The following is a 15127-nucleotide window of genomic DNA, read 5'->3' as shown; positions in this document are numbered from 1 at the left end:
GCAGTCGTGCCGCTGGGGCGGCAACCCCCGCCCCAGCCCACCCGCACCTACATGGCCGACGGATCCTGTGGCCCCCGCCCCGACAGCACTTCCCCGTACGCCTGCATCAAGTCGGGCAACCGCAGCGTGGCCAGGTCCTCCCTGGACAGGGACTCCGCATACGTCGACAGCCGGAGGTCCCGGTACGCGCAGCTCTTCTCGTACAGCGTCCGCAGGAACCGCCCGTTGCCCAGCTCGTCGATCCACCCCTGCTCGACCACGTGCCCGGCGATCGACCGCAGCTCCTCCAGCGCCTCCTCGTCCCACACGTCCCCGTTCTCCGCGGCCAGCACCTTCCCGATCTCGGTGAGTTCCTGCGGCCGGTAGGAGGGGAAGTCGACACGGCTCGTGAACCGGGAGGACAGCCCGGGGTTCGCGGCCAGCAGCCGGTCCATGCCCTCGGGATAGCCCGCGAGGATCACCACCAGATGGTCCCGGTTGTCCTCGGCCCGCTTCAGCAGCACCTGCAAGGCTTCGTCGCCGTACGCGTCCCCCTTGCCGTACCCGGAGTTGGACAGCGAGTACGCCTCGTCCACGAACAGCACCCCGCCGATCGCGGAGTCGATCAGCTCGTTGGCCTTCACGGCCGTCTGCCCGAGGTACTCGCCGACCAGATCGGCCCGCTGGGCCTCCACCAGGTGGTCCCCGCCGAGCAGGCCCAGCGCATAGAAGACGCGCCCCAGAATGCGGGCCACCGTGGTCTTCCCCGTCCCCGACGGCCCCGAGAAGACGAAGTGCCGTTTCGGCGGCTGCACCGGCAGCCCCTGCCCGGCCCGCAGCCGCGCCATGTTCAACTGCGCGGACAACGCCTTGACCTGGCGTTTCACCGGTTCCAGCCCCACCATGCGCTCCAGCTCGGCGAGCGCCTCCTCGAGCAAGGCGGGATCGGTCGGCCCGGCCGGGATCGGCGAGGAGAGCCCGGTCCTCACCCGCACCGCAGGATCGCTGACCGACGGCAGCGGCCCCGTCGGCAGATCAGGCTCCGGCAACCGCAGATCACGGCCCTCGGTACCGAAGAGCGGATCGAAGCCGTCCGGCCCGTCCACGCTGTCCTGCCCGGCCCCGGTCAGGCTGATCGCGGCGAGGTCGGCGGCGTCGTCGTACCCGTCGCCCTCGGCGATCGCCGCCAGCCGCGCCGAGGTGTCCATGAAGGCCGGGTCGACGCGGTGCACGGCCCGGTACAGGGGGAGTGCCGCCGCCGAGCGCCCCGTGCCCTCGTGCGCCCGGGCCAGCCAGTAGCGCAGCTCCTTGCGCTGCGGCTGCTCGCTGCGGCACCGCATCAGGGCCGCCGACAGCAGCGGTTCGGCCTGGCCGTACATCTCCAGCCGGACCCTGGCCATGCCGCCGAACAGGCCCGCCTCGATGCCGAGCATGGGATCGTCCAGCAGCGAGTCGGTGTGCCGTACCAGCTGCTCCCAGTCCTTGACCAGATAGGCGCGGCAGGCGTGCAGGAAGCGGACCTGAGGGTCGGTGTCCACGGGCGGGAGCCCGGCCAGGGCACGGTCCAGCTCCGGTACGTGCCGGCCGTCCAGCCAGTGCGAGGCGTGCGCCAGCAGCAGATCGCGCGGGCTCTCCAGCACCGGCTGTACCCACCAGCCCAGCCAGTACCAGGAGTTGAGCGTCCTGCGGTGCCGGGCGCGCTGTTCGCCGAAGCGCTCGCGGTGCCGGAACATCCTGAGCAGCGAGGTCGTCGTGTCGACCCGGAGTGCGTGCAGCCCGAGCCAGCCGTCGGCCATCCCCGGGTCCATCCGCACCGCGGTGCGGAACTCCTCCTCCGCCTGCGGATAGGCGCCCATCGTGTAGGCGTCCACCCCCCGCAGCCAGGCCAGGTCGGCCGGGGCCTCGGGGCCCTGCGTGCCGAAGTCCATCCCGTCCCCCCACAGACCGTGCCCCCGTGGTTCACCACCAGGCAGTCGCCCGACGGCCGCCGCGGTCGAACCGCCGTGCCGCGGACCGGAGTTACCGGTGCGCCAGGCAGCCTGGAAGGTCGCACCGAGGGCATCGTACCCGCGCGACGTCCGCGTGCCGAAGGGTGCCGCACGGGCCGTTTGACGAGGTGGGAGCAGACGGGGCGCATTGCGTTTCGTGACCGAGGGTGAGCGGATCGGTGCGCGGGGCGCGTGGAAAAAGGTCACGCGGACAGAACGAAGCCCCCGGTCACGGGGGAACAACCGGGGGCCTCGCGTCGGTGGGCGGTCCCGAATGACCGCACATTGAGAACGTAAGACCTGTACGGCCCCCCGGTCAAGCGGAGTTGAGGCACTCGGGGAAGTTCCCCCACGAGGGTCTTCACGACTTCACCACAACGCGGAGGATTCGTCACTCTGGGTCACGCCTTGGTCCGGTCCACGGGTTGACCCGGGTCCCGGCAGCACCTCATACCCCTTGGGCGTCTGCAGTACCAGGAGATCGGCATGGGGGCGCGAGGGATCCTCGGCGAAATGCGCGCGCTCCGCCGCGACCCACCCCTGCCAGAACTCCCGCTGCTCATCCCCGTCCCGCAACCGGCCCCGGGTCCAGGACTCGTCCCGGGGTGTCTCCATCCACAGCAGCAGTGCCAGATGTGGCCGCAGCGCCCGGCGGCCGGCGCCGACCCCCTCGACGAGGACCACGGGTGCGGCCGGCAGCGGGCGCGGTGCGCCGAACGTACGGGCCCGCCAGTCGTAGGGGGCGTAGTGCGCGCTCTCGCCGCGGGCGAGCGGGCGGATCACCTGGGCCAGGAGCCGGTCGGTCCACTCGAAGAGCCGCTCATGGCTGGCGATGTCGTCGAGGTGCAGCACCGGGGCCCCGCCGAGGGCCGCGGCCAAGTGCCCGGCGAAGGTGGACTTTCCCGAGCCGGCATGTCCGTCGACGCCGATCAGCCGGACCGGCCCGAGGGAGGGCGGAAGCCCGCGCAGTCGGGCGGCGAGGTCGCGGATGGTGGTTCCCGGGGTGTGGGTCGGTGTGGGCGGTTTTCCGAAACAGTGTAGTAGTGACCCATAGTGGGCGGCCGGCCGAGGCCGCCGGGGTGAAAAGGTCGCTTTTTGAACCATCGGCTGGCGGCCAGTCAATGGCACGGATAAACATTCGCGAATCCCCTGACCGATATGTCGAATTCGGCGTTCCGGTGATGCCCACCGCTGAGTATGGTGCCTTCAGCGCAACCGCCGTGCGTCGTACGGGGACTGGCAGGGGGACATGGCCGCGGAGTTATTCGAAGGGCACTATGTGTGGCACCCGGCGGCCGACGACCGTGTCCTGGCGAGCGTGTGCGTCGATGTACGCGCCGGGCGTTATCGATACGCGTTCGAAGCCCTCGCCGAGACGCGTTCCGACTTCGCGCTGCGCGCCCACCGCTCGCTGGTCCTCGCCTCCGAGGCGGCCGACACCGATCTGGTCGAGCGCTGGCTGGCCGAGGAGCCGACACCCGAGGCGGCGCTGATGTGGGCCCGGGTCGCGGTACAGCGCGCCCTGCGGGCGGCCGACGCCCGCGACGAGCGCGCCGAGGCGCTGGAGCGGATCGCGCTGACCGCCTGCGACCGGGCCGCCACCGAGGCCCCCGAGGACCCCACGCCCTGGGTCGCCAAGCTCTCCATGGCCCGGCTGCACCGGCTGCGCGACCCCGCCCCGCAGGGCCTGCTCACCGCCCCGCCCGGCCCCTGGCGGCTGTTCGCGCACGTCCTGTCGCTGGACCCCTGGCACCGCGAGGGCCACCACCGCTTCCTGTCGTGCTTCTTCACGCGGTACGGCGGTTCGGTCAACGCGGCCTGGGACGTGGCCGCCTTCCTCAGCCAGCGGGCGCCGGCCGACTCCGCCCTCCGGCTGCTGCCCCTGGTGGCCCTGGTGGAGAGCTACAACCCCACCCAGCTGCTCGCCGACCGCGTCTGGGAACAGCCGCAGTGGCGCTCCACCGCGCTGTCGATCTACCACAACTGGCTGCCCGCGGTGGCCGGTTACCGCTTCACCCCGGTGCTCGACCTGGCCTACCTCGCGCACGCGCTGGTCATGGCCCAGCGCGAGTTCGAGGCCCGGGCGGTGTTCACGGCGATGGGCCCGTACGCCTCGCGCATGCCCTGGAGCGCCTTCGGTGACCCCGTCGAGCAGCTCTCCCGGGCCCGGCGCGCCTGCGGCCTGCCCGTCCCGCGACCCGACTGACCTGCACATGCTCTGCCCCTTCACTCGGATTCACTCAGAGAAAGGCCGAACTGTGTCGGAACGGACATCACCGTCCCGGGCGAAGGCCCGCGCGGGCGAGGAACCGGTCGTACTCGACGATGACGCGACCCTGCACGCGATGGGTTATCCGCGGAAACTCACCCGGCGCTTCCAGGCGTTCGACAATTTCGCGATCTCCTTCACCATCATCAATATTCTGTCGGGCATTTTCTCGTCGTTCGGATTCGGAATGAACGCGGGTGGCCCCCGCATTCTCGTATTCGGCTGGATCGGTGTCTGCGTCATGGTTCTGCTCATCGGCGCGGCCATGGCGGAAGTCGCCTCCGCCTATCCGACGAGCGGTGCCCTGTACTTCTCCGCCGGTAAACTTGCAAAGCGGCACAAGGGCGCCTGGTCCTGGTTCACGGGCTGGCTCAACTTCGTCGGCCAGATCGGCGGCACCGCCGCCACCGGCTATGCGGCCGCCACCTTCATCCAGGCCTTCATGAACCTGCAGTGGCCCTCCTACCAGCCGACAACCCACCAGACGGTCCTGATCACGGCCCTGGTCATCGTCGTACAGGGCCTCGCCAACACCTACACGGTCCAGCTCGTCGCCGTACTGAACCGCATTTCCGTGTGGTGGCTGCTGATCGGACTCGTCGTGATCGTGGGCGCACTCATAGTGATGCCCGATCATCATCAGCCGGCGTCGTTCGTGACGCATTTCGAGAACAACACCGGCTTCACGAACGGACTTTACGGCGGCATGCTCGGGCTGCTGGTCACGAGCTGGACGTTCACCGGGTTCGACGGCAGCTTCCACATGTCCGAGGAAACGGTCCGTGCGACGGTCAACGCGCCGAAGGGGATCACGCGCGCCATCGGCTATTCGGCGATCACCGGTCTGATCCTGATGCTGGCACTGGTCTACAGCATTGGTGACTACACCAAGGTGGCCTCTTCCTCCGCGCCGCCCGTCCAGATCCTCATCGACGGCCTCGGCCTCCGCACCGCCAAGGTCATGCTCCTCATCGTCATCGGCGCGATGCTCTTCTGCGGTCTCGCCAACCTCACCAGCAACACCCGGCAGATCTTCGCCTTCTCCCGCGACGGGGCCATGCCCGGCTCCCGCTGGTGGCACTCGGTCTCGCCGCGCACCCGTACGCCCGTGAAGGCGGTGTGGCTCGCGGTGATCTGCTCGCTGGCCCTGGTCGTGCCCGGCTGGTGGTCGCACACCGCCTTCACCGCGATCGTCAGCGTCAACGTGGTCGGGCTCTTCCTCGCCTACGCCGTGCCGATCTTCCTGCGGCTGCGGCTCGGCGGAGCGTTCCAGCCGGGGCCCTGGCACCTCGGCCGCTGGGGCCAGCCCATCGGCTGGCTCGCGGTGATCTGGATCCTGCTCAGCAGCGTCCTGTTCATGCTGCCGCAGGCCTCGCCGATCACCGTCGACTCGTTCAACTACGCGCCGATCGCGCTCGCCGCCGTCCTGGTCGTGGCGACGGTCTGGTGGTTCGCCACCGCCCGCCGCCGCTTCCAGGGCCCGATCAGCTACGGCCGCCCCGACGAGGTCGCGGCGATGGATCTCGTCTGACCGAGGTACGGATCGGGGGTTGCGCGCCGTGCCGGGGTTCGGGCGCGTGGGGGGCTGGTCGCGCAGTTCCCCGCGCCCCTCCGGGCGCGGGGTGCACCCCGACGGCCGTACCTCCAGTGGCCAAGACCAATATTCATGGGCGCGGCATGTGCGGAAGTGCTGGCAGGGCCATGCCGCCTGTTCCATAGTTGGCGCAACCGTGCAGCAGATCAGCCCCGACCCGGACACCTGGGGGTAATCGCGCCCATGAGCAGAGCCCAACAGCCGTCCCGCAGAACCGTCCTGACCGCCGCCGTCGCCGCGGCGGTGGCCGGCGGAACGGCCCCCGCTGCCGCTGCCGCTGCCGCCGCGCAGCGCCCCGCCTCCGACGCCGCCGACGACCCCGGCCAGGCGCAGGCCCGCCCGATCGACTACCACTCCTGGAGCACGTACCGCGAGTGGCGCCTCGGCGCCGCCCAGGGCGCGCGGGCCGTCCGCGGCGCCCGCCCCGGCGTCGTGATCGGCGCCCCCGCAGGCCGCACCGACTACACCGACCCGCACACCGGCACGACCGCCACCTGGGAGTACGCCACCTGGACCTCGCCGGCCCACGGGCTCACCGTCCCCGCCACCGAGGTCGTCGCCTCCTGGAACGCGCACACCCCCGAGGGCACCTGGCTCCAGGTGGAACTGGGGGGCACGTACTCCGACGGCGCCGAGACGCCCTGGTACGTGATGGGCCGCTGGGCGGCCGGTGACCAGGACATCAAGCGCACTTCGGTGGACGGCCAGACCGACGGCAAGAGCACCGTCTGGACCGACACCTTCGCCATCGACGACGCGAGCACCGGCCTGCGCCTGGCGTCGTACCGGCTGCGCCTCACCCTCTACCGCAGGCCCGGCACGCACCTGACCCCCACCGTGTGGCGGCTCGGCGCCATGGGCTCCGACATCCCCGACCGCTTCACGGTCCCCGCCTCCACGCCCGGCCTCGCCCAGGAGCTGGCCGTCCCGCGCTACTCGCAGGAGATCCACAAGGGCCAGTACCCGCAGTACGACAACGGCGGCGAGGCCTGGTGCAGTCCCACCTCCTCGCAGATGATCATCGAGTACTGGGGCGGCCGGCTCACCCCCGAGCAGCTGTCCTGGGTCGACCCCTCCTATGTCGACCCGCAGGTCGACAACGCGGCCCGCTTCACCTACGACTACCAGTACCAGGGCTGCGGCAACTGGCCGTTCAACGCCGCCTACGCCGCCACGTTCGAGGGACTCCAGGGCGTGGTCACGCGGCTCGCCTCGCTCACCGACCTGGAGACCCTGATCGCGGCCGGCATCCCGGTGATAACGTCCCAGTCGTTCCTGAAGACCGAGCTGACCGGTGCGGGCTACGGCACCTCCGGCCATCTGATGACGGTGATCGGCTTCACCGCGGACGGCGACGTGATCGCGGGCGACCCGGCCTCGCCGAGCGACGACGCCGTACGACGGGTCTATCTGCGCCGGGAGTTCGAGAACATCTGGCTGCGCACCAAGCGGTACAACGCCTCCGGCAAGGTCGTCTCCGGTACCGGGGGAGTCTGCTACCTCTACTTCCCAGCCCACCCGAGCCCGCGCCAGCGCAAGGCGCTCGCGGCGGTGGGTGTGCGCTGAACGTCGCGCGATGCTCGTGACACGGCTCGGCCTGCTCTGACGTGACCCGCTCACCTGTGCGGCATGTTCTGACATACTGCGGAGGTCCCGCCGACCGCCTGGAACAGGGTCGAAGTTGAATATGCCGCATCAGCGTGCCGCCGTCCGTCCCCGGACGCGCGGTACCGAGCGCTCCGTGGCGCGTCGCGCCGAACTCATCGCCATCGGGCGGAAGTTGTTCGCGGACACGTCCTACGACGCGCTGTCCATGGACGACATCGCCCGCCAGGCGCATGTCGCCAAGGGGCTGATCTACTACTACTTCCAGTCCAAGCGCGGCTACTACCTGGCGATCATCCAGGACTCCGTCGCCGACCTGGTCACCTCCGCCGCGAGCGGTCTCGAGCTGTCCGCCGTGGACCGCGTCCACCGCACCATCGACGGCTATCTGCGCTACGCCGAGCACCATCAGGCCGCCTACCGCACCATCGTCAGCGGCGGCGTCGGCTTCGACGCCGAGGTGCACGCCATCCGGGACGGCGTGCGCGCGGCGATCATAGCCACCATCGCCGAAGGGGCCTACGGCCGCAGCGACATAGATCCGCTGGCCCGGATGAGTCTGCTCTCCTGGGTGTGCAGCGTGGAGGGCGCGACCCTGGACTGGATCGACCACCCGGAGCTGTCCCGGGACACCATGCGCGCGCTGCTGGTGAAGACGCTCGGCGGCGCCCTGCGTGCCGTCGAGGAGCTGGACCCGGCCTACCGGGCACCGCAGCCGGCCCGCCGCGACGGCTGAGGCCCGACTGCCGAGGCGCAACCGTGTCGGGTGGGCGGGGCGCAGACGCCCCGCATCGCTTTCCGTTGTGCGTGCGTCGAGTAGTCGGGGTTTCCTGAAGTGAGCGGTCGTTAACTGGTGACGGGACGTCGCTGATCGGGCATACTCACAGCGCACAGCCGCTGGTCAGCCACTTCCGAGACCCGGGAGCGGGCGCCTTCGGCAACGGAACGACCAGGCGGAGCCGCCCCCACCCGACGGGCCAGACCGCCGGTGCCCGAACAGGGAGGAGACCGACGCCATGTCCGACCGCGACCCGCAGCCGGTGGAGCGTCAGCTGCCGACGGAGGAGGCGCGGGATCTACTCGCGCTCGTCCGGGACATCGCCCAGCGCGAGATCGCGCCGAAGGCGGCCGAGGAGGAGGACGCGGGGCGCTTCCCACGCGAGATCTTCACCCTGCTGTCCGAATCGGGCCTGCTGGGTCTGCCGTACGACTCCGAGTACGGCGGCGGCGACCAGCCCTACGAGGTCTACCTCCAGGTCCTGGAGGAGCTGGCCGCGGCCCGGCTCACCGTCGGCCTCGGCGTCAGCGTGCACACACTCGCCTCCTACGCGCTCGCCACCTACGGCACCAAGCAGCAGCAGGTCGAGCACCTGCCCGCCATGCTCGGCGGCGGCCTGCTCGGTGCCTACTGCCTCTCCGAGCCGTCCTCGGGCTCCGACGCGGCCTCGCTGCGTACGAAGGCCGTGCGGGAGGGTGACGACTGGGTGATCAACGGCACCAAGGCCTGGATCACGCACGGCGGCATCGCCGACTTCTACACCGTCATGGCCCGCACCGGCGAGGAGGGCCCGCGCGGGATCACCGCCTTCCTGGTCCCCGGGGACACGCCGGGTCTGAGCGGGGCGGTGCCCGAGAAGAAGATGGGCATGAAGGGCTCGCCCACCGCGCAGGTCCACCTCGACGGCGTCCGGGTCGGCGACGACCGGCGGATCGGCGAGGAGGGTCAGGGCTTCTTCATCGCCCTGTCCGCCCTGGACTCGGGGCGGCTCGGCATCGCCGCCTGCGCCATCGGCCTCGCCCAGGCCGCACTGGACGAGGCGGTCGCCTACGCCGCCCAGCGCCGGCAGTTCGGCCATCCCATCGCCGACTTCCAGGGCCTGCGCTTCATGATCGCCGACATGGCCACCCAGATCGAGGCCGGCCGCGCGCTCTACCTCGCGGCGGCCCGGCTGCGCGACGCCGGCAAGCCGTTCGCCAAGCAGGCCGCCATGGCCAAGCTGCACTGCACCGACGCGGCCATGAAAGTCACCACGGACGCCGTGCAGATACTCGGCGGCTACGGCTACACCGCCGACTTCCCGGCCGAGCGCTACATGCGCGAGGCCAAGGTCCTGCAGATCGTCGAGGGCACCAACCAGATCCAGCGGATGGTCATCGCCCGTCACGTGGCGGGACCCGAAGGTCGCTGAACTGCCCCGTGAGGACCGCCGGTGCCGCCAGCCTGATCCACTCCGGGTCGTGGCGGCCCGGCAGTGTCCGGCCCCGGTCGGCCCAGGTCCGCATGAGATCGCGGTAGATGGGCGGGTCCTGCGGCGCGGGCGGCGGAACCGATTCTGCGGGGCGAGGGACGAAGATGCGGGGCTGACGCCCGGTGACCGAGTACGTGGGGGTCATGCCTGGGCAACGCGACAGCGGCCGGACAGGTCACCGCCCGGCGGAATCGAGCGTCAGTTCAGGCACATCCGGTTCCCGCTCTGGCCTCCTCCGGTCATCTGACGTACCGTCAGCCGACCATCGCTCAGGGGGTGTCCGTGGCCGACGACCGTCCCGTACCGCTCGACGAGTACCCGGTGCACCAGGTGCCGCTGTCCATGAAACACGTGGCGACCGGCGACCGGAACGCCTACGACCGCTGCATCTTCCACGTCTTCGACCACGCCGGGCGCGCCCTGCTCATCCTCGGCCTCGGCGTCTACCCCAACCTGGGCGTGATCGACGCCTACGCCACCCTGCGCACCGGGGACATCCTGTACGCCGTCCGCGCCTCCGACGCCCTGGGGGAGGACCGGATGCGGCTCGCCGTGGGGCCGCTGCGCATCGAGGTCGTGCGGCCGCTGCGGGAGCTGCGCCTGATCTGCGCGGACGAGCAGCTGTCGTGCGACCTCAGCTGGACGGCCGCCTTCCCCGCCCTCTGGGAGCCGCACCACCTGCAGCGCCGGGGCGACCGGCTCACCCTGGAGGGTCGCCGCTTCGTGCAGGCGGGCACCGCGCAAGGCGTGATCCGGGCCGGGGACGAGGAGTTCCGGGTCACCGCGGACGACTGGACCGGCACCCGGGACCGTAGCTGGGGCGTGCGGCCGGTGCCGGGCGAGGACGGCGGGCGACTCGCCGCGGACCACCCCACCGAGGGCTTCCACTGGATCTGGTGCCCGGTCCGCTTCGCGGACCGCTTCCTGATGGTCATCACCCAGGAGGACGCCGACGGCTACCGCTCCCTCAACGACGCCACCCTGGTCCGCCCCGGCCACCCCGACCGCCAACTGGGCTGGCCGCAGGCCGAGATCGGCTACCGCTCCGGCACCCGCCACCCGGAACACGCGGTCATCCACCTGGGGGACGCCCGGGAGCCGCGGAGACTCGACGTCGAGATCCTCGCCTCCTCGCCGCTCGCGCTCGGCGCGGGCTATCCGCCGGCGGACGACTGGCAGCACGGGACGTGGCGGGGTCCCGGATGGACCGACCGGCGCAGCTACGACATGACCCTGCCCCACCCGCTGGCCGGTTACGGCGTCACCGACCACTCCGCCCGCTTCCGGCTCGACGGGCGGACCGGTCACGGCATCTTCGAGCACGGCTCGTTCGGCCGGCACGACCCGAGCGGCTTCACCGGCTTCGACTCGGTAGCACCCTGAGCATCGGTCGCACCCCGAGACATCGGTCGCACCCCGAGGGAGGAGCCCGGTATGGCCACGGCACCGCGTCCCCGCACCACCACGCGCGACCCCGAGGAGCTGGCCCGCCGCCTCACCGCCTGGCTCGCCGCCCGGCTGCCCGGCGCCAAGGCCACCGGCGTCACCGTCCCGGCCTCCAACGGCATGTCCAGCGAGACCCTGCTGTTCGACCTCGAGCACCCCGAAGCGCCGTGCACCGCCTGCGCGTTGCGGCTGGCGGCGGACCCGGCGGCCTACACCGTCTTCCCCGAGTACGACATGGCCCGCCAGTACCGCACGCTGCGCCTGGTGGCCGAGCACACGGACGTCCCCGTGCCCTGCGTGCTGTGGCTGGAGGAGGACCCCGGCCCGCTCGGGGCGCCGTTCTTCGTCATGGAGCGCGTCGCCGGGCGCGTGCCGCCGGACGTCATGCCGTACACCTACGAAGGCAGTTGGCTGCACGGGGCGAGCGACGCCGAACGCGAGCACCTGGAAGCCGCGACCGTCGGACTCCTGGCCCGCCTGCACGACCAAGCACCCCTTGCCGAGGCCCGGTTCCTCACCTCACCGGGCCCCGGGGACGCACTGCGCCGGCATGTGACGGCCCAACGCGCCTACTACGCCTGGGTGATCGACGGCCTGCCCCGCTCACCCCTCATCGAGGCGGCCTTCGACCGGCTGGAGCAGCTGTGGCCGCGTGAGCCCGGCGAACCCGTCCTCAGCTGGGGCGACGCACGCATCGGGAACATCGTCTACGACGGCTTCGACCCCGTCGCCGTCCTGGACTGGGAGATGGCGGCGCTCGCCCCGCGCGAGGTCGACCTCGGCTGGGCCATCTATCTGCACCGCTTCTTCCACGACCTCACGGTCGCCTCCGGCCGGCGCGGGCTGCCGGACTTCCTGCGCCGCGACCGCGTCGAGGCCCGCTACGCGCGCCTGACCGGCCACACCCCGCGCGACATGGACTTCCACACCCTCTACGCCGCCCTGCGGCACGCGATCGTCATGCTGCGCATCGCCTACCGGCAGGCGTACTTCGGGGAGGTCGCCGTACCGGCGGAACCGGACACACTGATCCTGCACCACGACAGCCTGCGCGCCATGGTGCAGGGCACGTACTGGACGCGGTGAGGCGGCTCAGGCGGCCTGGCGGCGCATCGCCGGCACGCGCATCGGGCGCGAGCCCGGGCCGCCGACGTGCGAGAAGGGCTGCGTCCGCCAGTTCAGCCCCTGGGGGAGCGTCAGCAGCAGGGCGGTGTCCTGCTCCTGCGGCTCGAAGGACTCGTCCGCGGGGCGGGCGTCGGCCGCCGCACGGCCCGTACCCGCACAGACCGTGAGCCCGAACGGGTTCCACGGCGAGGCGCACAGCGCGTGCTCCGGCAGGACCGCCTCGTCCGCCAGCAGGGCGATCGGCTGGGCGCAGTCCGGGCAGATCACCCGGTACATCTCGAAGGTGTCGTAGGCGTCCGGTTCGTCGTCGAGGGCGACGGGTTCGACGCCCTCCGGCTCGGGCTCGGCGACCGGCTGCTGCCGCTTGGACGCGGATCGACCAGGGCGATGGACACTCTGCATGGGACTCTCCCCCTAAGGCTGGGCCGTGAAGGCACTGCGGCCTCGACCACAGCAAGCACTTCCCGCCCGCTCTCGGCGGTAATCACGAGAACATCACGGAGCCTGTTCGGGGTGTGTGGCGTTCGTCACATGCCACATGCAGGTGCGCACTGCGGGCCTTATGCGGCGCTTTTTGTATCGAACCGGCGATGACCTGCGCTCTCGGCTATCCCAGGAGATCAAGCGCACTGTAGGTTTTGGCGCCATGGAGGAGCTGGACCGACAGATCGTGCAGCTGCTCGTCAAGGACGGGCGGATGAGCTACACAGACCTGGGCAAGGCCACGGGCCTGTCCACGTCGGCCGTGCACCAACGGGTGCGCCGGCTGGAACAGCGTGGCGTCATCCGCGGCTATGCCGCGGTGGTCGACCCCGAGGCCGTCGGGCTGCCGCTCACCGCCTTCATCTCGGTGAAACCGTTCGACCCCAGCGCCCCCGACGACATCTCGGACCGCCTTGCCGACGTCCCCGAGATCGAGGCCTGCCACAGCGTCGCGGGCGACGAGAACTACATCCTCAAGGTGCGGGTGGCCACCCCGCACGAACTGGAGGAACTGCTGGCGAGGCTGCGGAGCCTGGCCGGCGTGTCGACGCGCACGACGGTCGTGCTGTCGACACCGTACGAGGCACGCCCGCCGCGGATCTGATGACAGCTGTCCCGGGGCCCCGCAGGTGCCCCCGAGTGCAGCCCGCGTCGGCCGAGGCGGGAAACTGTCCGCTATGAGCGACCGCACCGCCGAGCCCCCCAACACCGTCCTCCTGCGCCGAGGCGAGGTGCACAGCCCCGCCGACCCCTTCGCCACCGCGATGGTCGTGGAGTCCGGCCAAGTCGCCTGGGTCGGCTCCGAGGGCGCCGCCGACGCCTTCGCCGAGGGCGTGGACGAGGTGGTCGACCTCGACGGCGCCCTGGTCACCCCGGCCTTCACCGACGCCCATGTGCACACCACCGCCACCGGCCTCGCCCTGACCGGCCTCGACCTGTCCGGCGCACCCTCCCTCGACGCGGCCCTCGCCCTGGTCCGCGACTTCGCCGCCGCCCGCCCGGACGACCGCGTCCTGCTCGGCCACGGCTGGGACGCGGCCCGCTGGCCCGGCGGCCGCCCGCCGACGCGCGCCGAACTCGACGAGGCGACCGGCGGCCGCCCGCTGTACCTCTCCCGCATCGACGTGCACTCGGCGGTGGTCACCACGGCCCTGCTGGACCTGGTCCCCGCCGGCATCCCGCGCGAGGACGCCCCGCTGACCCGCGACGCCCATCACGCCGTTCGCGAGGCCGCGTTCGCCGCCGTCACCCCCGCCCAGCGCGCCGAGGCCCAGCGCACCGCCCTCGCCCACGCGGCCTCCCTCGGCATCGGCTCGGTGCACGAGTGCGGCGGTCCGCAGATCTCCTCCGAGGACGATTTCACCGGCCTGCTCAAGCTCGCGGCCGAGGAGCCGGGCCCCCGCGTGGTCGGCTACTGGGCGGAACAGAACGTCGACAGGGCACGGGACCTCGGTGCCGTGGGCGCCGCGGGCGATCTCTTCGCCGACGGCGCGCTCGGCTCCCACACCGCCTGCCTGCACGAGCCGTACACCGACGCCGACCACACCGGCGCCGCCTACCTGGACGCCGAGGCCGTCGCGGCCCACGTCGTCGCCTGCACCGAGGCGGGCCTGCAGGCCGGTTTCCACGCCATCGGCGACGCCGCCCTGAGCGCCGTAGTGGAGGGCGTACGCGCCGCCGCGGAGAAGCTCGGCCCGGCCCGGATCCGCGCCGCCCGCCATCGCGTCGAGCACGCCGAGATGCTCACCCCCGAGACCGTCGCCGGCTTCGCCGAGCTGGGCCTGACCGCCTCCGTGCAGCCCGCCTTCGACGCGCTGTGGGGCGGCGAGGACGGCATGTACGCCCGCCGGCTCGGCGTCGAACGCGCCCGCACCCTCAACCCCTTCGCGGCCCTGCTGCGCGCGGGTGTGCCGCTCGCCTTCGGCTCCGACAGCCCGGTCACCCCGCTCGACCCGTGGGGCACGGTCCGCGCCGCCGCGTTCCATCACACGCCCGAGCACCGGGTCTCCGTCCGCGCCGCGTTCACCGCGCACACGCGCGGCGGCTGGCGGGCCGTCGGCCGGGACGACGCGGGCGTCCTGGTGCCCGGCGCGCCCGCCGACTACGCGGTCTGGCGCACCGAGGAGCTGGTCGTCCAGGCCCCCGACGACCGGGTGGCCCGCTGGTCGACGGACCCGCGCTCCGGCACCCCCGGCCTGCCCGACCTCACCCCGGGCCGCGACCTGCCGGTCTGCCTGCGCACCGTGGTGGGCGGACGGACGGTGTTCGTACGGCCGGGCGAGTGATCTACGGGCGGGGCGCGGCCGCGATCGGCTGCCGCCGCCCCGCCGCCCGACCTGCGCATCCTCTGCGGCAACCGCATAGTTCGGACTGTCTTCGCAGGTCAGAG

General features: G+C 71.7%; 12 protein-coding genes. 9 read left to right on the top strand and 3 right to left on the bottom strand.

Annotation, left to right across the window (positions count from 1 at the left end; translation table 11 throughout):
• Positions 1-47: 47 nt before the first annotated feature.
• A complete protein-coding gene (locus tag ACWC0C_RS25445) occupies positions 48-1907 on the bottom strand; it encodes an AAA family ATPase (protein ID WP_449196774.1) in 1860 nt (619 codons plus the stop codon).
• 429 nt (positions 1908-2336) lie between these two features.
• The gene (locus tag ACWC0C_RS25440; RefSeq protein WP_450866198.1) at positions 2337-2957 is read right to left on the bottom strand and encodes a uridine kinase family protein; all 621 of its coding nucleotides are present in this window, start codon (positions 2955-2957) and stop codon (positions 2337-2339) included.
• A 259-nt stretch (positions 2958-3216) separates the two neighbouring features.
• Between ACWC0C_RS25440 and ACWC0C_RS25435 the strand changes: the two genes are divergently transcribed.
• The 7 genes from ACWC0C_RS25435 to ACWC0C_RS25405 all read left to right on the top strand — a co-directional run bounded on the left by ACWC0C_RS25435 (position 3217) and on the right by ACWC0C_RS25405 (position 12216).
• The gene (locus ACWC0C_RS25435) at positions 3217-4173 is read left to right on the top strand and encodes a hypothetical protein (protein WP_450866088.1); all 957 of its coding nucleotides are present in this window, start codon (positions 3217-3219) and stop codon (positions 4171-4173) included.
• 52 nt (positions 4174-4225) lie between these two features.
• Positions 4226-5767, top strand: coding sequence for an amino acid permease (locus ACWC0C_RS25430; RefSeq protein WP_449196776.1), 1542 nt, complete (start codon positions 4226-4228; stop codon positions 5765-5767).
• 246 nt (positions 5768-6013) lie between these two features.
• Positions 6014-7396 carry a peptidase C39 family protein gene (locus ACWC0C_RS25425; protein WP_450866086.1) on the top strand — a complete coding sequence of 461 codons (1383 nt, stop codon included), beginning with the start codon at positions 6014-6016 and terminating at the stop codon, positions 7394-7396.
• A 121-nt stretch (positions 7397-7517) separates the two neighbouring features.
• Positions 7518-8171 (top strand): TetR/AcrR family transcriptional regulator, encoded by a 654-nt coding sequence (locus ACWC0C_RS25420; RefSeq protein WP_449196778.1) that lies wholly within the window; start codon positions 7518-7520, stop codon positions 8169-8171.
• A gap of 280 nt (positions 8172-8451) precedes the next feature.
• The gene (locus ACWC0C_RS25415; RefSeq protein WP_450866084.1) at positions 8452-9624 is read left to right on the top strand and encodes an acyl-CoA dehydrogenase family protein; all 1173 of its coding nucleotides are present in this window, start codon (positions 8452-8454) and stop codon (positions 9622-9624) included.
• A 342-nt stretch (positions 9625-9966) separates the two neighbouring features.
• Positions 9967-11067 carry a hypothetical protein gene (locus ACWC0C_RS25410; RefSeq protein WP_450866082.1) on the top strand — a complete coding sequence of 367 codons (1101 nt, stop codon included), beginning with the start codon at positions 9967-9969 and terminating at the stop codon, positions 11065-11067.
• 51 nt (positions 11068-11118) lie between these two features.
• Positions 11119-12216, top strand: coding sequence for a phosphotransferase family protein (locus ACWC0C_RS25405; RefSeq protein ID WP_450866080.1), 1098 nt, complete (start codon positions 11119-11121; stop codon positions 12214-12216).
• Between the two features lie 6 nt (positions 12217-12222).
• Here ACWC0C_RS25405 and ACWC0C_RS25400 read toward each other — a convergent pair whose 3' ends face one another.
• Positions 12223-12657: a hypothetical protein gene (locus tag ACWC0C_RS25400; RefSeq protein ID WP_449196782.1), complete on the bottom strand. Its 435-nt coding sequence runs from the start codon at positions 12655-12657 to the stop codon at positions 12223-12225.
• A 244-nt stretch (positions 12658-12901) separates the two neighbouring features.
• On the opposite strand from ACWC0C_RS25400, the gene ACWC0C_RS25395 reads away from it, so the two are divergent.
• Both ACWC0C_RS25395 and ACWC0C_RS25390 read left to right on the top strand, forming a co-directional pair.
• Entirely contained in the window at positions 12902-13342 is a 441-nt protein-coding gene (locus tag ACWC0C_RS25395; protein ID WP_449196783.1) for an Lrp/AsnC family transcriptional regulator, read from the top strand.
• A gap of 73 nt (positions 13343-13415) precedes the next feature.
• Positions 13416-15023: an amidohydrolase gene (locus ACWC0C_RS25390; RefSeq protein ID WP_449196784.1), complete on the top strand. Its 1608-nt coding sequence runs from the start codon at positions 13416-13418 to the stop codon at positions 15021-15023.
• Positions 15024-15127 lie beyond the last annotated feature (104 nt).

It is taken from the genome of Streptomyces sp. NPDC001709, assembly GCF_053596375.1.
The sequence above is the reverse complement of the archived record's forward strand: the minus strand, read 5'-3'. Positions and strand labels throughout refer to the sequence as shown.